General features: G+C 64.1%; 19 protein-coding genes. 8 read left to right on the top strand and 11 right to left on the bottom strand.

Going from position 1 to position 18,971, the window contains the following annotated elements:
• Positions 1-35: 35 nt before the first annotated feature.
• On the bottom strand, positions 36-311 hold the full coding sequence (locus JMJ56_RS25625; protein WP_202834604.1) for a cupin domain-containing protein: 276 nt from the start codon (positions 309-311) through the stop codon (positions 36-38).
• A 34-nt stretch (positions 312-345) separates the two neighbouring features.
• On the opposite strand from JMJ56_RS25625, the gene JMJ56_RS25630 reads away from it, so the two are divergent.
• The 4 genes from JMJ56_RS25630 to JMJ56_RS25645 all read left to right on the top strand — a co-directional run bounded on the left by JMJ56_RS25630 (position 346) and on the right by JMJ56_RS25645 (position 4,303).
• Positions 346-954, top strand: coding sequence for a Bug family tripartite tricarboxylate transporter substrate binding protein (locus JMJ56_RS25630; protein WP_202834605.1), 609 nt, complete (start codon positions 346-348; stop codon positions 952-954).
• Positions 955-1,133: 179 nt separating this feature from the next.
• Positions 1,134-1,802 carry a DUF3489 domain-containing protein gene (locus JMJ56_RS25635; protein ID WP_236038522.1) on the top strand — a complete coding sequence of 223 codons (669 nt, stop codon included), beginning with the start codon at positions 1,134-1,136 and terminating at the stop codon, positions 1,800-1,802.
• A 263-nt stretch (positions 1,803-2,065) separates the two neighbouring features.
• On the top strand, positions 2,066-3,037 hold the full coding sequence (locus JMJ56_RS25640) for an NAD(P)H-dependent flavin oxidoreductase (RefSeq protein WP_202834606.1): 972 nt from the start codon (positions 2,066-2,068) through the stop codon (positions 3,035-3,037).
• Between the two features lie 210 nt (positions 3,038-3,247).
• Entirely contained in the window at positions 3,248-4,303 is a 1,056-nt protein-coding gene (locus JMJ56_RS25645) for a class I SAM-dependent methyltransferase (protein ID WP_236038524.1), read from the top strand.
• A gap of 83 nt (positions 4,304-4,386) precedes the next feature.
• On the opposite strand, the gene JMJ56_RS25650 is transcribed toward JMJ56_RS25645, so the two are convergent.
• Together JMJ56_RS25650 and JMJ56_RS25655 are read right to left on the bottom strand one after the other, a co-directional pair.
• Complete coding sequence (locus tag JMJ56_RS25650) at positions 4,387-6,729, bottom strand: xanthine dehydrogenase family protein molybdopterin-binding subunit (protein WP_202834607.1); 2,343 nt, start codon at positions 6,727-6,729, stop codon at positions 4,387-4,389.
• Positions 6,730-6,955: 226 nt separating this feature from the next.
• Positions 6,956-7,123 (bottom strand): hypothetical protein, encoded by a 168-nt coding sequence (locus tag JMJ56_RS25655; RefSeq protein WP_202834608.1) that lies wholly within the window; start codon positions 7,121-7,123, stop codon positions 6,956-6,958.
• Between the two features lie 148 nt (positions 7,124-7,271).
• Between JMJ56_RS25655 and JMJ56_RS25660 the strand changes: the two genes are divergently transcribed.
• Positions 7,272-8,045 (top strand): class II aldolase/adducin family protein, encoded by a 774-nt coding sequence (locus JMJ56_RS25660; RefSeq protein WP_202834609.1) that lies wholly within the window; start codon positions 7,272-7,274, stop codon positions 8,043-8,045.
• Between the two features lie 32 nt (positions 8,046-8,077).
• Here the strand turns inward: JMJ56_RS25660 and JMJ56_RS25665 are convergent, their stop codons facing one another.
• The 8 genes from JMJ56_RS25665 to JMJ56_RS25705 form a co-directional block, all read right to left on the bottom strand.
• The gene (locus JMJ56_RS25665; protein ID WP_202834610.1) at positions 8,078-9,073 is read right to left on the bottom strand and encodes a 2-hydroxyacid dehydrogenase; all 996 of its coding nucleotides are present in this window, start codon (positions 9,071-9,073) and stop codon (positions 8,078-8,080) included.
• 184 nt (positions 9,074-9,257) lie between these two features.
• Positions 9,258-10,973, bottom strand: coding sequence for a terminase large subunit (locus JMJ56_RS25670; RefSeq protein ID WP_202834611.1), 1,716 nt, complete (start codon positions 10,971-10,973; stop codon positions 9,258-9,260).
• The gene (locus JMJ56_RS25675; RefSeq protein WP_202834612.1) at positions 10,963-11,475 is read right to left on the bottom strand and encodes a phage terminase small subunit P27 family; all 513 of its coding nucleotides are present in this window, start codon (positions 11,473-11,475) and stop codon (positions 10,963-10,965) included. Before JMJ56_RS25675 ends, JMJ56_RS25670 begins: the two co-directional genes overlap by 11 nt.
• A gap of 1 nt (position 11,476) precedes the next feature.
• The gene (locus JMJ56_RS25680) at positions 11,477-12,721 is read right to left on the bottom strand and encodes a site-specific DNA-methyltransferase (RefSeq protein WP_202834613.1); all 1,245 of its coding nucleotides are present in this window, start codon (positions 12,719-12,721) and stop codon (positions 11,477-11,479) included.
• A 610-nt stretch (positions 12,722-13,331) separates the two neighbouring features.
• Positions 13,332-14,384 (bottom strand): hypothetical protein, encoded by a 1,053-nt coding sequence (locus JMJ56_RS25690; protein ID WP_202834615.1) that lies wholly within the window; start codon positions 14,382-14,384, stop codon positions 13,332-13,334.
• 9 nt (positions 14,385-14,393) lie between these two features.
• Positions 14,394-14,909 carry a helix-turn-helix domain-containing protein gene (locus tag JMJ56_RS35655; RefSeq protein ID WP_202834616.1) on the bottom strand — a complete coding sequence of 172 codons (516 nt, stop codon included), beginning with the start codon at positions 14,907-14,909 and terminating at the stop codon, positions 14,394-14,396.
• 259 nt (positions 14,910-15,168) lie between these two features.
• Complete coding sequence (locus JMJ56_RS36255) at positions 15,169-15,600, bottom strand: helix-turn-helix transcriptional regulator (RefSeq protein ID WP_236038526.1); 432 nt, start codon at positions 15,598-15,600, stop codon at positions 15,169-15,171.
• Between the two features lie 197 nt (positions 15,601-15,797).
• Positions 15,798-16,154, bottom strand: coding sequence for a helix-turn-helix domain-containing protein (locus tag JMJ56_RS25705; RefSeq protein WP_202834617.1), 357 nt, complete (start codon positions 16,152-16,154; stop codon positions 15,798-15,800).
• 494 nt (positions 16,155-16,648) lie between these two features.
• Between JMJ56_RS25705 and JMJ56_RS25710 the strand changes: the two genes are divergently transcribed.
• The 3 genes from JMJ56_RS25710 to JMJ56_RS25720 all read left to right on the top strand — a co-directional run bounded on the left by JMJ56_RS25710 (position 16,649) and on the right by JMJ56_RS25720 (position 18,971).
• Positions 16,649-17,152 (top strand): DUF2924 domain-containing protein, encoded by a 504-nt coding sequence (locus tag JMJ56_RS25710; RefSeq protein WP_202834618.1) that lies wholly within the window; start codon positions 16,649-16,651, stop codon positions 17,150-17,152.
• Entirely contained in the window at positions 17,149-18,507 is a 1,359-nt protein-coding gene (locus JMJ56_RS25715) for a recombinase family protein (protein WP_202834619.1), read from the top strand. Before JMJ56_RS25710 ends, JMJ56_RS25715 begins: the two co-directional genes overlap by 4 nt.
• A 101-nt stretch (positions 18,508-18,608) precedes the next feature.
• Positions 18,609-18,971 (top strand): hypothetical protein, encoded by a 363-nt coding sequence (locus JMJ56_RS25720; RefSeq protein ID WP_236038528.1) that lies wholly within the window; start codon positions 18,609-18,611, stop codon positions 18,969-18,971.

Here is an 18,971-nt window from a genome sequence, read left to right on the forward strand (position 1 = left end):
CAGAGCAGAAGGTGGCGGCGTTCCAGGCGGCTGCTTCAGCCGTGCAACACTGTCCGTAAAGGCGGGGCAAGGCCACCCGGGCCGTAATGGCCCGTCTCGTCCGCAAAAGCGCCCTTCAGCACCAAGGTTAACTCCGTGCCACGATGGGAGTGGCGCGGCAGGGCGGTGCCGGGCTTAATCCGCAGCAGCCGCAAAGTTTCGCCATCGGGGCCACGCAGCAGAACGGCATGTCGGATGCCGGGCGCAAGTCGACGCAAACGCGCGTTGCGTACTCCAGGCAGCAGAACCGAATGCGCTTGGCGGTCAGCCATTGACCCCCGCTGAGCGGCTGACACGCCCGTCTCGATGAGCGCGGTCGCCTATGGGGTTATTGCCGCGCATCCGTCGTTGCCCTTCCGCGACGTTGCAGGCCTGGTCGCCTACGCGAAGGCTCACCCCGGACATCTCCGCTTCGGCTCGGCCGGCAATGGCACCATCACCCAGCTCTCTGGCGAGATGTTCGCTGAGGCCACCGGCATCCGCCTAGAACATGTACCTTATCGTGGCTCGGCACCGTCGTTGACCGACCTGCTCGCCGGGCGGGTGCAGCTGCTCTTCGACTCTGTGGCGATCCCGGCGATCCATGAGGACCGATTGGTCGCCATTGCTACCATCGCCGAGACACGTAACCCGCAACTGCCCAACATACCAACGCTCCGGGAGGTTGGCCTCTCGCAGGCTGAGGCATTGCCTTGGTTCGGCATCGCCGCGCCGGCGGGGCTGCCTGGGTCGGTCCTGAACCGACTGGCCGCGGCGCTGGAAACAGTGTTGGCGACCCCCGAAGCAGCACAGGCCATGACGCCAATGGGCCTTAAGCCAAGGTTTGAGGCTGGGGAAGCCTTCGCTAATCGCATTCACAGGGAACGTGAGATGTACGGTGCTGTGGTCCGCCGAACTGGGGCGAAGCCGGGATAGGCTGAGACCCTCCGCGCAAGCTGCAGTGAATCGACCCAGAGGGCTTCACTCCGGCGCTCTTTAGAGCGAATGGTCAGATACGCGCAGGCAGTGGGTTCTGCGCGCCGCCCCGGCCGGCTTCTCGGCGGGGCTCTGGGCAGTAGCACCCGAATGGCCGGGTGCTGCACCAGGAGCCCGCCATGACGCCTACCTCAACTCAAGCCGCGATCCTCGCCGTAGCGCTGCAGCACCCACAGCACCTCGTCACTCCGCCGGCCCGGCTTGCCCCGGCGCCACGCGACGCCATCCGCCGGAGCCTCCTCGCCAACGGCTTGATGGAGCTCGCAGTGCTCGAGCAGCCGGACGAGAACACGGACTGGACGGTGAACGGCGCCCCCATGCGCTACCGCTTAGCCGAGGCAGGGATGCGTGCTGCCGCCGGAACCGCTGACGCGGGCGCCACAGCGAAAGCCCCTACGACAGCCCCGCAGGCGCCTGAGGCTCCCGAAGCTACCTCGTTCGCCCAGGAGCTGCCCACGGCCGCTGCGGAGGCCCCGCTGGCGATCCCGGCCCGGCAGAGGCTTCGCGCCGCGGCGGAGGCCGTGCTGGCCGCCTGGGACGACGAGGAAACCCAAGAGGGCCGCCTGCCCGATGCGGTCGCCGCTCTGCGCGCTGCCCTCGCCGGCACGCACACCTGGTCGCTGCACGATCCGGCCCAACCTCGCAAGCCGCGCGAGGGCACTAAGCAGCAGCAGGTGCTCGCCATGCTGCGTCGACCGGAGGGCGCCACCGTCGCCCAGATCGCCGAGGCCACCGGCTGGCAGGCCCACACGGCCCGCGGCTCCTTCGCCGGACTGAAAAAGCGCTAGGACATCACGGTCGAGGCCGCCGAGCGGATCCGCCAGGTCGGCCCAGGCAAGGAGGGCGCCAACGGCAGCTACACTGTCTATCGCCTCGCTGAGATGGGCTGATGCCGTCATTCGCAGCACGGTTGCGAAGCTGATGGTTGCATCGAGGTGTCCCCGCGTCCGTACGGACGGGATGGGAGCCGCCTGCTGCGCAACAAACGTTTTTGCTGGATTATATCAATCACCGACTGCGAAGCTCTGTCCACACCGACAGGGAGGAAGCCATGGCCGGGACGAGATTTACCGATCTTGTGGGGTGCACTGTACCGCTCCAACAAGCCGGGATGGGATCTGTGGCGACGCCAGAACTTGTTGCAGCAGTCTCCAATGCCGGCGGATTGGGTATGCTTGGCACAGCACGCGCCGGCGTGACCCTTGAAACGCTACCGGCCTTGCTCGACGCGACCAGCAGGTTAACGGAGAGGCCTTTCGGCGTTAACTTCATTGTCTCCCCGTTGCATCTGAATGGCGGTCCCAACCGGCTTCCACTTGATCTCCGCTTGATCCAAATCGCCGCGAAGGCGGCAAGGGTCGTAGAATTTTTCTATGGTGAGCCGAACGCCGCACTTGTCGGTCTGGTGCATGCGGAAGGCGCGCTCGTTGGTTGGCAGATCGGTTCGCTGGCTGAGGCTGTGTTGGCTGAGCAAGTTGGGTGTGATTTTATCATTGCACAAGGAATGCAGGCCGGTGGACATGTTCGCGGGACTGTCGCAACATTTACGTTGTTAGGTGAGGTGCTCGAAGGCGTCAGGTTGCCGGTGCTGGCTGCGGGCGGTATCGGAACACGAAGCGCAGTAAGGGCAGCATTGGCGGCTGGAGCTGACGGCGTACGGATTGGCACCCGCTTCGTCGTCACGCCGGAGGCCGGTGCACATCCCAGCTATGTGGAAGCACTGATTAACGCCCAGGCCGAGGACACTGTTTACACCGAAGTCTTCAGTGTCGGTTGGCCGAATGCGCCACATCGCGTTCTGCGCTCGTGCATCGCTGCCGCCGAAAAGGCACCGGATGGCGTCGTAGCTACTGCGCGACGGCTAGATGGCGTCGAAGTTCCCATCCTCCGTTTCGCAACAGGCGTTGCCGATGCAAGCACGAGCGGGACGATAGCGGCGATGTCATTGTGGGCCGGTGAATCGGTAAGCGGGGTGACGAAGGTGCAAAGCGCTGCTGAGGTAGTCGCCGAACTAATGGGATGAAGGCAACACACAACTTAGGCTCTTAAGAATTCCGACGCACTCCATAGTGCACCAGCCGCAGGCTTCCATCATATCAAACCCGCCATGGCGCGATACAGGATAACCTGAAGTAGTCCAAATAGCACTTTCTAAAAAATAACAGTTTTAGTGACAATGCATTTCTTGAAAGCGCAATATTGGGTCGCATCCGCGTGCCAGGGAGGATATCCCATGAACATCGATACGGAGCGGCTAAACAATTTTGTCGGCAAGATGCTGAGTGACCTCGGCGGCGCGGCCAGCGTCCCGATGGTGCGGATCGGCGACACGCTGGGCCTCTACAAGGTGTTGCAGAGCAGCGGCCCGTTGACGCCCGGCGAGCTATCGGCGCGGACCCGCGTCCATGAGCGTTACCTGCGTGAATGGCTGTCCTTCAATGCCGCATCAGGCTACCTCTCCTATGATGCCGAGAGCGGGCGTTTCGAGCTTTTGCCCGAGCAGGCGATGGTCTTCGCGGTCGAGGACAGCCCCGTCAACATGATGGGCGCCTTCGATCTGATGGCGGCGATGCAGAAGAACCAGGGGCAGATCGAAGAGTCTTTCAGCACCGGAAGTGGCGTGCCCTGGGGCAGTCTTCAGTGCATGTTCTGCGCCACAGCACGCTTTTTTCGGCCCGGCTACCAGAACAACCTCGTCCAGCACTGGCTTCCTGCGCTCGATGGTGTCGTGGCCAAGTTAGAGAAGGGCGCGGCCGTAGCCGATGTAGGCTGCGGCTGTGGCTGGTCCACGGTGATCATGGCCAAGGCGTTCCCGAACAGCCGCTTCACCGGATACGACTACCATGAGGCGTCAATCGATGATGCGCGGATCCATGCACGCGAGCACGGCGTGGAAGGGAACACTCGGTTTGAGGTCGGGACGGCGAAGGACATTCCAGCTGACGGCTTCGACCTCGTGACCTTCTTCGACTGCTTGCATGACATGGGCGACCCAGAGGGTGCAGCAACGCATGTGAAGCGCATGCTAAAGCCCGACGGCACCTGGATGATCGTCGAGCCGATGGCCGGAGATCGTCTGGAAGACAATCTTAACCCGGTCGGTCGGCTTTATTATGCTGGCTCGACGATGATCTGCGTGCCGACCTCGCTGTCGCAGGAGGTTGGCGCCGCACTCGGGGCGCAAGCAGGCGAGGCAAGGCTACGCGACGTCGTCACCGCGGGCGGGTTCGGCCATGTCCGCCGGGCGGCCGAGACACCGTTCAACATGATCCTTGAGGCACGCGCTTAGAGTGCCTCCACGACCTGCGGGCGAGCCGTCTGCAACCGCGGATGTGCAGGTGGCAGCCCGTAAGTCGTTTGCTCACTTCACGGTCACGCTTCAGTTCCCGTGTTGAGAAGGCTCCAGAGCCTCTGAGGAGTCGCCGGCATATCGACATGCAAAATGCCCCGCTCCTCAACCGCGTCCACAACGGCATTCATTACGGAAGGCAGCGCGCCCGCACATCCTGCCTCACCGCATCCTTTCGCACCCAAGGCATTGGTACGAGCGGGAACAGGGTGACTGGTAAAGCCGAACGACGGCGCATGCTCCGCGCGCGGCAAGCAGTAATCCATATAGGATCCACTGAGCGGCTGCCCCTCCTCATTGTAGGCGGTCAGCTCCGTCAGAGCCTGGCCAATGCCCTGCATGATGCCGCCATGCGCCTGACCAGCCACCAGCATGGGGTTCACTAAGACACCGAAGTCGTTGGCCGTGACGTAGCTCACGACGGCCGCTTCGCCCGTATCAGGATCGATCTCCACCTCTGCGACATGGCAGCCATTGGGGAAGGCAGAATCCTCATACTGGTCTGTGTGGGACACATCGAGCGTGTGCGGCAGTCCGTCTGGAAGCCCCGTCATCCCGTGCAGTCGAGCTGCGAGTTCTAGGATGCCGATTCCGCGGTCTGTGCCCACAATGCTGAACCGCCCAGAGGAAAACTCGATATCAGCAGCTGAGGCTTCAAGCACATGGGCCGCAGCCGCCCTTCCTTTCTCGATTACCAATGCGCTGGCCGATGATAACGCCGTGCCAGTCGCCATGATGGAGCGGGATCCGCCCGTGCCGCCGCCCGCGATCAGCAGGTCGCTGTCGCCCTGGCTCAAGCGGATGCGCTCGAAGGGTATGCCAAGCCGGTCCACGAGCACCTGCGCAAAGGGTGTCGCATGCCCCTGACCGTAGTCCAGCGTGCCCGTTAGGATGGTCACGTCACCATCCTCATCGAAGCGAATGCCGCCCATTTCCTTGGAAGGCGGCGCCGTCACCTCGAGATACTGCCCAACCCCAATGCCGCGTAATTTTCCGCGCGCGCGGCTTTCGGCCCGCCGGCCGGCGAAGCCATCCCAGTCGGCAGCGGCCAGCGCTTTCTCCAAGACGGCAGGAAAGTCGCCACTGTCGTAAAGCATCCCCGATGGCGCTTTATAGGGGATCTGGTCGGAGCGGATCTGGTTGCGGCGGCGTAGCTCTATCCGGTCGATCCCCATCTCCCGCGCAGCGGTCTCGACCAGCCGCTCCATGTAGTAATTGCCCTCGGGTCGTCCCGCGCCACGATAGGCTCCGACTGGCGTGGTGTTGGTGAAGACGCAGCGCGTCGATACCTCCACCAGCGGCGTGCGGTAAACCCCGACCACGTTCTTCACGGTGTTGCCCGTGGAAGGCAGCGTGGTCGCGTTACTCAGATATGCACCGAGATTCCCAAATCCCGTCATCCGGACGGCGAGGAAGTGCCCTTGGGCATCCAGCGCCAGCTCCGCCACCATGTCATGGTCGCGTCCATGGCTGTCGGACAAAAAGCTTTCTGTGCGTCCGTCCGTCCACTTCACTGGTCGGCCCAGCTGCTTTGCCGCATGCAGAAGCGCGGGATATTCGGGATAGACGCTGGCCTTCATCCCAAATGAACCGCCGACATTTCCCGTCAGCACATGCAGTGCCGTAGACTCTACCCCCATCACCTTGGACAGACTGCCACGCATGCCGAAGACACCCTGGCTGCCCAGATGCAGGACATATCTCCCGCTCTCATAGGTTGCCAGCGCCGACCGTGGCTCCATCGGCGAGACGACTACGCGGCTGTTCCGGATGTGCAGTCGGGTGACATGTGCAGCACCCTCAAAAGCGCCCGCCACAGCGTCGGCATCGCCGTAGTGGAAGTCCACTACTTGGTTGCCTGGGACGTCCTCGTAGAGCAACGGCGCGTTCGGGGCGACGGCGGCCCGGGCCTCGGTCACAGCAGGCAGCGGCTCTATGTCCAACACCACAGCCTCAGCAGCGTCGCGTGCTTGCTTCGCAGTCTCTGCCACAACGATGGCCACCGGGTCGCCAACGAAGCGTACCTTGTCGGTCGTCATCACCGGCTGCTTCGGCAAACGGGCGGGGCTGCCGTCGCGGTTCTTCTGTCCCACCGACGCCGGCATAGGACCCAGCCCAGCCGCCTCCAGATCGCGGCCCGTATAGATCGCCAGCACGCCGGGCATGGTGGCAGCCTCGGCCGTGTCGATCCCGTTCAGTATTCCATGCCCATACGGGCTGCGAACCATCACTCCATAGGCTTGCCCGGGCAGGGACAGATCATCCGTGTAGCGCCCCTCTCCCCGCAGCAATACCGGATCCTCTTTGCGGGAGACGGGCTGGCCGATGCCAAATTTGAGCAGCGATGAATTGAGGGGGGCGTTCATTCGGGCGTCCTCACAAATCAGGAAATCGCCAGGGCATCCCCCAGCCTCCCCTCATAGTTGGTCGGAGGTGCCGCATCTGCAAAGCCCCAGGCCGAGCAGCAAGCCTGCTTGAGGGCGCATTATTGGCCTTTGACCCTACACAGCCATCGACCGGCGAGGCCCATACTCTATTCGAAGGCGGCCCGACTTGACCGCGGCGCTTGGTCCTAAGCCTCCAAGCACCGCGTCACGCCATCCACAACTCCGCCCGCTCATAAATGCTGGTGAACTGCTCCGGTTCGGTCATCGACCGACCGACCGCCATGATGAGCGCCACGGCCGCGTCGACCTTCTGCTCCGGTCGCGCTTTGGTCGGGTAGAGGTTGCCCCGGCGATCGGGTTTGGCCCACGACATTGCCGATGCAACACTCCAGCACCGAGTTGTTGTCATAATGGAGGTGGCTCGAGTGCTGATACTTCCTCAGCTCTCGGCACGCGCCTTGCGGGACTATGAGGGCACGCGCAGGATGACGTGCGCCGGTTCAGTGCCAACTGAAAAATGGATGGAGGGTGTGATGTCGTCAGCTATGAAAGTCGCCAGTGCTGATATGACCGATGCCGAGTGGCAGACCCGCTGCGATCTCGCAGCAGTTTACCACATCTGCAATGATCTCGGCTGGACCGATCTCATCAACACCCACATGTCGGCCCGTGTTCCAGGTGAACCGGAGCACTTCCTCATTAATCTTTACGGGGAAATGTTCGATGAGGTCACCGCTTCCAGTCTCGTGAAAATGGATCTGGCCGGCAACGTCGTCGGCGATCAGGCACGCTTCAATGCCGCCGGCTTCACCATCCATAGCGGCATATACAAGGCCCGGCCGGACGCCAACTGCGTGCTGCATACCCATACCCGAGCCGGCGGTGGCGTCGCGCTGATGCGGCGTGGTCTGCGGCCGATTAGCCAGGACGCGCTGCATGTACTGGATGATGTCGTTTATCACGAGTATGGCGTGCCAGCGTCGCAAGAGGAATGCGACGCCCTCGGCGTCAGCTGCGCAACTGGTAGCTGCGTCGTGCTGCTCAATCACGGGCTGCTGACCCTTGGCGAGACTATCCATGGCGCGCTGATGCGGCTCTATATGCTAGAGCGGGCCTGTGAGGTGGAGTTGATGGCCCGCAGTCTGGACGAGCCGCCGGTCATGATTGAGCCCTATATCATCGAACGTGCGGCAGCGCGGATGAAGAAACTACGTGCCTCCCCGGAGTATGGACGGCTCGAGTTTCAGGGCCTGGTACGTACAGTGGACCGCAAAGGCGCCAAATATCGGTGCTGATGGGGTGACGCGGACCGACCTACGCCCGTTACCTATGAAGGCGCTGCCGCGCGCTCGTCCTCACCAATCAGATTGAGCGGCGGTAGCCCGTCGAGGACTCTACGGCAGTTTGCCGCAGCGCGCCGCAGGGCAACCTCACGCCAGCCGCGGACTGAGGCCGAATTGTGGGGCGATCCAATGACGTTCGACAACTGCATAAACGGCTGGTCCATCCGGAACTGGCCGTGGCGAATCGGCTCCACCCACCATGCATCCAGGCAGGCGGTGAATTCAGGTGTTGCGCGGAGATGGTCGTAGAGCGCCTGCTCGTCGATTATCTCTCCGCGCGCCAGGTTCACCAAGACTGCCTCTGGCTTCATCCGCCTGAGTTCGTGCGCCCCGATGAGCCCACGCGTCGCATGGGTCAGCGGCAAGCTGAGCACCAGTACGTCGGCCGCGGCCAGCAGCTCACCCAGTCGGTCCGGTGTACCAATCCAGTCGACAGGTTCCTCGCTTGTCCCGCTACGGCGAATGGCATGAATGTGCATGCCAAAGCTGCGCATCAAGCGCGCAGTTGCAATGCCAATGCCGCCGAAACCCAGGATGCCGCAGACTCCACCGGCGAGCATGCGGTTGGGCTTAAATTGGTTAAAGGCGCCTTGTGATAGCGCCGCGTGCTCAACAAGCAACCGCTTTGCGGCAGCGAGTGTCATCGCCAGAGCATGCTCGGCCATCGGCTCGGCGTAAGCGCCACCATTGCTTGCCAGCGGTACGTTAAGCGGCAGGTCGTGCAAGGGAATGTAGTCAACCCCGGCTGTCACAAATTGGACTAGCCGCATGTGGTGAGTCAGCTTAGCCTCTCCAGGCAGAAGCTCGGTACCGGTGTTCCGGGCCAGCAGGACTGTTGCGCGCTGCAACGCCACTCGGCGGGATTGCGGATCGAGTTCTGATAGCGACACGAGTTCGACGTCGTCGCCGATCACCGTGCTAATGGCCGCACGTCCGATCTCGTCCAGCTCGAAAGTCACCAGGAGAAGTGGGCGGCTCATGCGACCTCCTACGGATTATCGTTGCACTGGGACGCTGCTCTATCCGCCAACGCGTAAGGCCAACTTGGACATTCTAACTCAGGTCAGACCATAAGTGGTGCGCCCCGCACAGATGCAGCATCGCAGCGAGATCTACGGCGCCTTCTCATTATAGCAATCATGTATCGCTGCCATAGGCACCGCCTCACGCCATCCACAACTCCGCCCGCTCATAAATGCTGGTGAACTGCTCCGGCTCGGTCATCGAGCGCCCCATCGCCATGATGAGCGCCACAGCCGCGTCAATCTTCTGCTCCGGCCGCGCCTTGGTCGGGTACAGGTTGCCCCGCCGGTCAGGCTTGCCGACGACGTTGCCGATGCACCACTCCAGCACCGGGTTGCCGTCATGCTGGAGGCGGCCCGAGCGCGTGGCAGCATCAAGCTCGATGATCGCCGGCGAGAAGTTCGCCGTGGTCGAGCGGAACTCCACCATCTCGATGTCCTGCGCTCGAAGTCGCTGCGCCAGCTGCGTCGATTGCCAGGGGTCATAGCCGACACTGACGATGCGAAAGCGGCGGCTGAGCTCCAGGATGTCGTCCTCGATGACCTGGAAGTCGGTCTCGTTGCCCGGCGTCAGCACGAGATGCTCAGCCGCTGCCCAGCCGGGGTAGGAGGCATTGCGCGCCTCCAGCACCGCCTCCTCGTTCAGGTAGCAGCGGGCAAAGGCGGCATAGGTCGTCTTGCCCGTCTCGCGGCAGGTCTGCGGGAACACGATGGCCAGCGCCGCCAGATCAGTGCGGCTGGCGAGATCGAGGCCGAGATGGCACTCTTGGCCCTCGAAGTCCTCCAGCCGCAGCTCGGGGCTGCAGCACGCCTGCCAGGCGCGCATGGAGAACAGCGCCTCGTCGGCGCCGGACCAGATGTTGAGGTGTCGCGTCCGGGCTGCGGTCTCCTGGGCCAGGTTGTTCCGTGCCTGCCGCATGATGGCGCGGATCGCGTCGGGCTGAACCGCTTGCCCCCAGCTCGGGTTGGCCTTGATCCAGGTTGCCTCGTCCCAAGGGTCGTCCTCCAGGTCAGCGGCATAGATCAGGGTGAACAGCCGCTCGTCCTCCTGCGCGCCCTCCAGCACCCGGACGCCATAGTCCCAGAGCTGCTTGCCGATGCCCGTGGTGTTGCCGGTCGCCGTGCTGATGGACAGCAGCAGCGGGTGCCGTCGCTTGCCCATGGCGGTCAGCAGCACGTCATAGACCTCGGAGGTCTTGTGGGAGGCGATCTCGTCGCAGACCGCCACCTGCACGTTCAACCCGTCTAGCGCCTTGGCGTCAGAGGAGACCGGCGCGAACTTGGAGGCAGTCGCCTCCTGGTACAAGGCGTTGGCCCCGACCCCGACGCCGAAAGCCTGGCGGAAGGCGCCGGTCTTCCTGACCATCTGCTGCGCGGCATCGAACAGGATCCGGGCCTGATCTCGCGTCACCGCCGCGGCATAGCCCTCAGCGCCCCCCTCACCCTCGACGAAGGTCAGGTAGAGCGCGATCGGGGCGGCCAGGGTGGTCTTGCCGTTGCCGCGGGGGACGAAGACCACTGCCTGGCGGAACCGGCGTGTCGTGGTGCCGCGCTCGACGAAGCCGAAGAGGTTGGCGAAGACCAGCTTCTGCCACGGCATGAGCCGAAGCGGCTGCCCGGCCTCCGGACCCTTGATGTTCGGCATCTGGCCGGCGAACAGCAGGGCTGCCTCGACCAGATCGGGCCGGAAGGCCCAGGCCCCCTCCCCTGCCTCAGCAGCCGCCTTGTCCCGCAGGAAGCGCGCGCAGGCGAGCACCGCCAGCCGCCCGGCCGGGATGGCACCACCCACCACTGCCTCGGCATAGGCGACGGCCTCAGCGACGCCCTGCGGGGCACCTACGGCCCTGTTAGCCAGCACTCTTGCCGCCATGGATCACCTTCAGCTGGCTCCAGGGGGACTGCTCCTCAACCGGCTCCTGAGCGCCAGCAGCCAACCTGGGCCGGGCTGCCGGCGAGAAGCCGAGCTCCGAGGCGGCCTTGATCATCAGCGCCGCCGCCCGGTTCATGATGCCGATATAGGGCGACTGCACCGGCGTGCCGTCCCGGGTCTTGGTCAACAGCGGCAGGCTGGTGTTTTGGTCCAGCTGCGCCTGCATGGTGGCCGCGGTGCGGTAGCGCGCCTCGGCCTCGACCCAGATGGCCAGCAGGCCGCGGTCGATCTGCTTCAGGACGCCGCGCGGCGCGTGCTTGATGGCGTAGCGCCACCCAGCTTGCTGCGCCTCGGTCATCCAGGCCGGCGGCTCGGGCAACAGGTCGCCGGTGGCCTCGGGTTCACCGACGCGATCCCGGCCGTGGCGGGTGGCGTTCAGGGTGCCGCGCAGCTTGTGCAGCTCGGTCGGCACGGGCTTGCGGCCGCGCATCTCAGGCGGCCTCGGCGGTCGGGAACAAAAGGCCGTCGCCCTCGCGCACGGCTTGCTGGCCGGTGAACGCCTGCCAGCGGGTCACGGCGACGTCGACATAGGCCGGCGACAGCTCGATGGCGTGGCAGGCGCGACCGGTCATCTCGGCCGCGATCAGGGTGGTGCCCGAGCCGCCGAAAGGTTCATAGACCGCCTGGCCGGGGCTGGAGTTGTTCTCGATCGGCCGGCGCATGCACTCGACCGGCTTCTGCGTGCCGTGGACCGTCTCCGCGTCCTGGCCACGGCTGGCGATCTGCCAGAGGGTGGTCTGCTTGCGGCCGCCGGCCCAATGGCCGCCAGCAGCCTTGCGGACAGCATACCAGCAGGGTTCGTGCTGCCAGTGGTAGTGCCCACGGCCGAGCACCAGCCGGTCCTTGGCCCAGACGATCTGGGCGCGGATCTCGAAGTCGCAGGCGGTGAGGCTCTCGGCGACAGCGGCGGCGTGGAGGGCACCGTGCCAGACATAGGCGACCTCGCCGGGGAACAGCGCCCAGGCTGCTCGCCAGTCGGCCCGGTCGTCATTGGCCACGGCTCCGATGCGGCGGGTGGTGCTGAGGCCAGCGCGGTTGCGCCAGGCGGGGTCGTACTCGACACCATAGGGCGGGTCGGTGACCATGAGGTGCGGCCGGACGCCGCCCAGAGCGGCCTCGACGGCCTCCGGGGTGGTACTGTCGCCACAGACCAGCCGATGCCGCCCGAGCAGCCATACGTCGCCGGGGTGGGTTACCGGCTCGGCAGGGGCCTTCGGCACGGCGTCCGGGTCGGTGAGGCCGGCGGTGCCCTCCACCAGCAGCGAGGTGAGCTCGCCCTCGCTGAAGCCGATCAGGGACAGGTCGGCGCCCATGCCGCGGAGATCAGCTAGCTCTATCCGCAGCAGCGCCTCGTCCCAGCCGGCGTTCAGGGCAAGCTTGTTGTCGGCGAGCACATAGGCGCGCTTCTGAGCGTCGCTCCAGCCGCGGGCGACCATGACCGGCACCTCAGGGAGGCCGAGCTGCCGTGCGGCGAGGACGCGGCCGTGGCCGGCGATGATGCCGCCCTCCTCGTCGACCAGCGCCGGGGTCGTCCAGCCCCACTCGCGGATGCTGGCGGCAATCTGGGCCACCTGCGCGTCGCTGTGGGTGCGGGCGTTCCGAGCGTAGGGGATGAGACTGCCAATGGACCGGCGCTCGACGGCGTCAGCGGGCCAGGTCTGGGCGATGTGGCTCATAACGGCCCCGATCAGTAATTTCGCAAGCAAAGAAATTCAGCGGGGGCTCGGTCCGAGCGCCCAAGGTCGGCGACTTGTTCACCCCCCCTCCCCCATCACGCTCAGCGCCCTCATCGTCGCGCATCCACCCCGTCGCGCTGTGACTCACGTCGGTGGCACGGCACACAAATCGGCGCCAACCAGCGTCGGTCGAGCCGCAGCGGGTCATGGATGCCGTGGAACCCGCGCATGTGGTGCACCTCGGTAGCAGCGGTGACGCGACCGGCGGCCTGGCACATCCGACACAGTGGCTCGTCGGTCAGGACCCGCAGACGCAGACGCCGCCAGTCTCCGCCATACCCGCGCGCCGCACTGCTGGCGCTGTTGTCGCGTCGGAAGCCGGAGGCCGATGGCCTCCAAGCTTCAGAGCGGTGCAGCGGTGAGCGAAGAGGCATAGCGGCGTCCTCGGGACGAAGCGTCCCAAACCAAGTGGCGCACGGCAACTATGCGCGCCACGACTACCAGGAACAATAACCTTCCGTTTCGCTCTACTTCGAAAGCCTTCGCTTTCCGCCTTGAGCATCGACGTAGAAGGGAACTGCAGCACGTGATGCATGTGCATCAACGCAGTTCATTCAACCGACAGAAATCCAGTGAATACACGCTTTTTGCCCGCTGACTCAAACGAGATGATGGCTAACGGATCGCAAGGAATCAAAACTGTGCCATGCCCATACTTCCAATGATAGATTCGCTGGCCTTCTTCCACACCGATTGGGGAAACAACTGCATCCCATTTTACGTCGGGGCTGCAATCTTCAGGCCAACATTCTAGCCTTGGAAGCCCAAGGAACGCTGGAAGTTGGGCCAGCTGCTCCTCCTGTACTGTCCACATATCTGGTAGCGAATGCTGCATAGCTTCGTCTTGGAACATGGCTGCTTGGTTATAGCGCAGTATCTGTAGCGCGTAATGGAGGGCGCGGTCTTCACCATCGCATATGCGCTTCAGCAATGCGTTTGCGATAGCCACCCTTCGGCGGCCATTCATGGAACTGTCACAAATTCCCAGGGTGGGCGTCCCTACGATAATCCTCCAGAGTTCATGAAACGCGGCCGCCTCAAACTCGCATGGAGCGATAGCACGTGCGGCCTCGTACGCAAGCGTTTCTGCCTGCAACTTGGCTTTGGCTTTTGCGTCACTATAAGCAGCGAACGCTTTCCAATAAGCATCTAACTGCTGCCTCCGTCGACCGTTTTCCTCCTCAGCAAACTCAATCAAGATCCCTAGGGTCGGCAAGGACTTCAGTTTGCGTGCACGCAGCCCTATCAACCTGACTATATCTGCACTGAAGCAACCAAGTTCCTCACCTGCAGCCAGTGCAAAAGCTTCCCCGTTAACGCGAGCACTTGGAAAGAGGCCAACCAGGTAGCGGGCGATGTGAGCCGCATAGGCCTGTCGGATCCCAAGCTCGGACGCATCCTGTTGAACGCGCAGCCACTCCTCGAGCGCCGCAAGCTCTGCTTCGGCGTCGCTTCTCGACCAGGAATCGTCGAGCTCATCAAGCTTTGGAGTCCACGGTTTGTTCGTCGTCGCCGACCAATATTTTAGCTCACAGGAGGCGAAGGTCGGCTGGGGAGCTGCCTCTGCCTCGACAGCCTTCGCCTTGGTCGTAGCCCTAGCCATCGGGGCCTCCTAGATGTTGAGCGGGCTTGATACCGGTCGCGGGGGGCTCTTCTTTTTCCCCTCCCACCTGCTGCGAGCACGCGCAGCGTCAGCGCAGCGTGCGCCAGCAGCACGGTACGGTTTCCCTTCGTTTTCACTACGGGAACCTCCCTGTTCGGGGCGTCCAGCAGCGCCTTCTGGCGGCACCGTAGAGCGCCCGCTGGAGGCGTTGTGAGACGCCCGCTGTTGGCGCTGTGGCGCGCCATCTGCGGGCATCACCAGCGCGTAGACCGTGCTGCTACGCGGGCCACCATCACGGACGCGGGCGACTAACCCACGCTCCTCGAGACACGCCAGCGCACGGCGAACGGAGCGGCGCTCCATACGGGTGAGGCTGGCGATGGTCTGCTGCGCCGGCCAGGCACCTCCGCGCTCGGCGTTGAAGTGCTCGGCCAAAGTAGCTGCGGCAGCCACCTCGGCGAGTGTCGGACGCGGCTGGGCTGCGATCACCGCGCGCAGCCACGCAAAGCGCTCTCCAACGTTCATGGCCGCAGGCAGCGCTTGCCGGCATCGAATGCGACGGTATACTTTGAGCCCACGGAGCGGACGCCATTCAGCCTTGTATTCATGCGCGGCCGCCTCCTCGCGGCCAGGACTGCCGGCATCAACCGGCGCGGCTTGCGATGGGGCCTGCCAGGGCCGCCATCTGCAATCTTCCAAAGGTTTTCGGATTCAGAGGGGCAGAACACGGCGCCGGTCGTTAAGGCCAGACGCTGTTCGGGTCGCCGCTCGCAGTCTGCCGGTCTTACCCGAGCTCTCGGCTGTGAGCAGCTTCATACGCTTCGATGTCTTGAAGACGGTACAGCACGCGGCCACCGATCTTCAGGTACCGTGGACCGGTCTTCTCCCATCGCCATCGCTCCAGGGTGCGTGGCGACATGCTCCAGCGGCGGCTCAGCTGCACCTGGTTCAGGTGGGAGAGAATAATTTGTGGCAGCGCGTCCGGCTGCGACAGCGCACTGGTTCCTTGGAGTTGATGTGTTCGCCAGGATGCGCTGTCCCACTCGCTCGGAGAGAGAAGCGGCGTTGCCTCGGACCGGTAGCCGGCACCAGCGCCTGGCGTGGTTGGTATCTGTGCTCTTGGAATTGTCATTGCACTACCTTCGCCCAGCGTTCGGAGCGGCTCTGCTAGCCGGGCCGGATTAGAGAAATAGAACGTCGATTCGCTATTCGCCATTGTAGGTGGGCATCCAGCAGGGGCAAGTGAAAACTGACGTAGGCGAAGGCGCTGAGAGCGCAGTTCAACCTTCGCTCTGCCCCCCTTTGGAGCGGCGCTGGTCCGATCAAGCTATCGATAGCGCATCGGTCGAAGCGTCAACTCGTATCTGCTGTCTCTCGCATCCTCAACGGCTGCCAAGTAGTCTGATAAAACGCTTATCGACTGCCCTGTTGCTTTGGGCGTTTCTGGCTACGACATGCTTTACGAAACGAACGAAACGCGCTCGCAACCGCGTCCGCGTCCCAAACATTTTGCCGCACTTCCTCAGGAATCTTGCCCGCCAACACAAACAGGTAATCCACGTCGAGCTTTGTCGCCTTGGCAAGTTCTCGGATCAAACTGTCGGAGGTCGGCCGACGGCGGTCGTGCTCGATATCGTTCAGGTACGGCGCCGATATAGCACCACTTCCATCCTCTTTCATGACCATCGATGCGAGGTCTTTCTGGGTGACCCCGATCTGCCTTCTGGCATTGGCGATCGCTTGTCCGAAGGTGACCGCCTGCGATGACATATCGGTTCGCGCTCTCTAGAAGTCTTGCACCGGCGGTGCTCAACCGGTCGCCGGCGCACCCTCCAACGGTCGCTTAGCCGCCAGCTAATCCGGCTAAACCCCCGCTAATCCGGTATGAACGGATAGAGCGCGCTTGCCAATATTCTTGACCCATTTGGCAGATTCAGGCTGTTGTGGCACCCAGGAAAGAAGGGGGCGGATTCGCGCTATTACCTTTGTTTTCCTTGGGGTTCGTGGCCAACAGCTTGTGGCTGTACTTCCTCCAAAGGACCTTGATCCTAGTCAACCATGTTGACCGCGCTCCTCGGCTCCCAGCTTTCACCCCACCTCCGCGAGGTCTGCGACGTTCTCGCAACTGGCCTCCTGCGGCTCCGGCGGCGCACTGCCGAAGATATCGCCCGTGACGCCGCACAGCCCGGTGCCCAGGGAGAGAGTTCGCTACACTTCCGCGCCGACCAGAGCATGCATGCGAACCGGACCAACCGGAGACCCGCATGCCCCGCATAGCCACCCAAAAGCCTGCACAGGCGCCGGCGCCGACCATCGCTGCCATCCCGCCAGCGGACGTCCTCGGCCGTCTGGCAGCCCTGCAGGTCGCGCCTATCACCCGTCTTAAGCAGCAATGGCGCGAGCTCTACGGCAAGGAACCACCCCCCTTCAACCGGGCCTACATCCAGAGCCGCCTAGCCTACCGCATCCAGGAGCTGGCCTATGGCGGCCTGAAGCCCGAGACCCGGGCACGGCTGGAGGCGCTTGGCGAGCAGCTCGATGGCGGCAACGTCGTCCTCCGCCGCATCCGTGCTGACAGCCGGCCGCTGCCTGGAACACGGCTCATCCGCGAGTACGACGGCGTCCAGCACGTGGTCACCATCCGCGCCGACGACTTTGAGTACGAGGGCCGCCCCTACCGGTCCCTCTCGGCCATCGCCCGGCACATCACCGGCACACGCTGGAACGGCTGGACCTTCTTCGGGCTGAAGGGGAGGCCAAGCGTATGAGCCGCCGCAAGCTGCCGGTGGACGGCGTCATGCCCGCCTCGGTCAAGAAGCTCCGATGCGCCGTCTACACGCGCAAAAGCACCGACGAGGGCCTGGATAAGGAGTTCAACACCCTCGATGCCCAGCGCGACGCCTGCGAGGCGTACGTGACCTCCCAGCGGGCTGAGGGCTGGGTCCTGGTGCACGACCGCTACGACGATGGCGGCTTCTCCGGCGGTACGCTGGAGCGGCCGGCGCTGCGGCGCCTGCTGGCCGACATCGAGCAGGGCCGGGTCGACGTCATTGTCGTCTACAAGATTGATCGTCTGAGCCGCTCGCTCATGGACTTTGCCAAGCTGGTCGAGACCATGGAGGCGCACGGCGTTACCTTCGTCTCGGTCACCCAGAGCTTCAACACCACAACCAGCATGGGGCGGCTGACGCTCAACATTCTGCTCAGCTTTGCCCAGTTCGAGCGCGAGGTGATCGGCGAGCGGATCCGGGACAAGTTCGCGGCCTCCCGCGCGCGGGGGATGTGGATGGGGGGCAAGGTGCCGCTCGGCTATGACGTGGTGGCGCGCAAGCTGATGCCGAATGAGGTCGAGGCCGCGCGGGTGCGGCGGGTGTTCGAGCTCTTCGTCGAGACGGGCTCCGGCACGGAGACTGCCAAGCGGCTCCAGGCGGAAGGTGTGGTCAGCAGGTCGGGCCGGCCGCTTGATAAGGGCGATGTCTACAAGCTGCTCAACCTCAGGAGCTACGTCGGCGAGGTCACTCATAAGGGGCGGGTTTACCCCGGTGAGCATGAAGCGATCGTGCCGCGGCCCCTGTGGGACAAGGCCCACGCCACGCTGCAGGTTAGCCCGAGGGCTCGAGCCGCTCAGAACCGGCAGCATGCGCCGGCGCTGCTGAAGGGCCTGATCTTCGGCATCGATGGCCGGGCACTGTCGCCTACCCACTCCAGAAAGAATGGGCGCCTGTACCGCTACTACGTGGCGCAGCGGGTGCTGAAGGGTGACGCCGCTGCCGAGGACGACGGCATCGTGCGCCGGGTATCCGCGGCCGAGATCGAGGCGGCGGTGGTTGATCAGGTCCGAGCGCTGCTGCGGCAGCCGGAGATCGTCGTCGGGACTTGGTTGACGGCGAGGGTCGAAGTGCCGGACCTGACCGAGATGGAGGTTCGGGACGCGCTGGAGCGGCTGGATCCGCTGTGGGGCGAACTGTTCCCGGCCGAGCAGGCGCGGATCGTGCGGGCGCTGGTGGAGCGGGTTGTGGTCGGGCCGGGCGGCGCTGACATTCGGCTGCGGGTCGAGGGGCTGTCCGGCCTCGTCCGGGATCTCGGCGCGATTGCGCCCGGGGTGGAGCGTGTGGCGGCGTGAGCGCGACGGCCAGCGTCACGGTTCGGGTACCGCTCGCTATCCGGCGCCGGCCAGGGCGGAAGACGGTGGTGACGCCAGGGCTGCAGGGAGGCGTGCCAGCCGTGGCCACGCGCGCGGATCCGGCGCTGGTGAAGGCCCTGGCCCGGGCTTTCCGGTACCAGCGACTGCTGAACGAGGGGCGGTATGCTTCGATTAGCGAGATGGCGGCGGCGGAGCAGATCGAGCGAGGGTATCTGGGGTCGCTGCTGCGGCTGACGCTGCTGGCGCCGGATATCGTCGACATGATCCTTGACCGGCGGCGTTATGAAATGCTGACACTGCCACGGTTGATGGACCCATTTCCCTCCGAGTGGTCCGACCAGCGTGCGGCCATAGCCGCGTCAGATGTCCTGCCGAAGGGGCTAGAAGAAGTCTGCCGCCGAGAAACGCGAATAGGTCAGCATCATCGCACCCATCCGTGGTGA

The organism is Belnapia arida (genome assembly GCF_016773205.1).
Classification (GTDB): domain Bacteria; phylum Pseudomonadota; class Alphaproteobacteria; order Acetobacterales; family Acetobacteraceae; genus Belnapia; species Belnapia arida.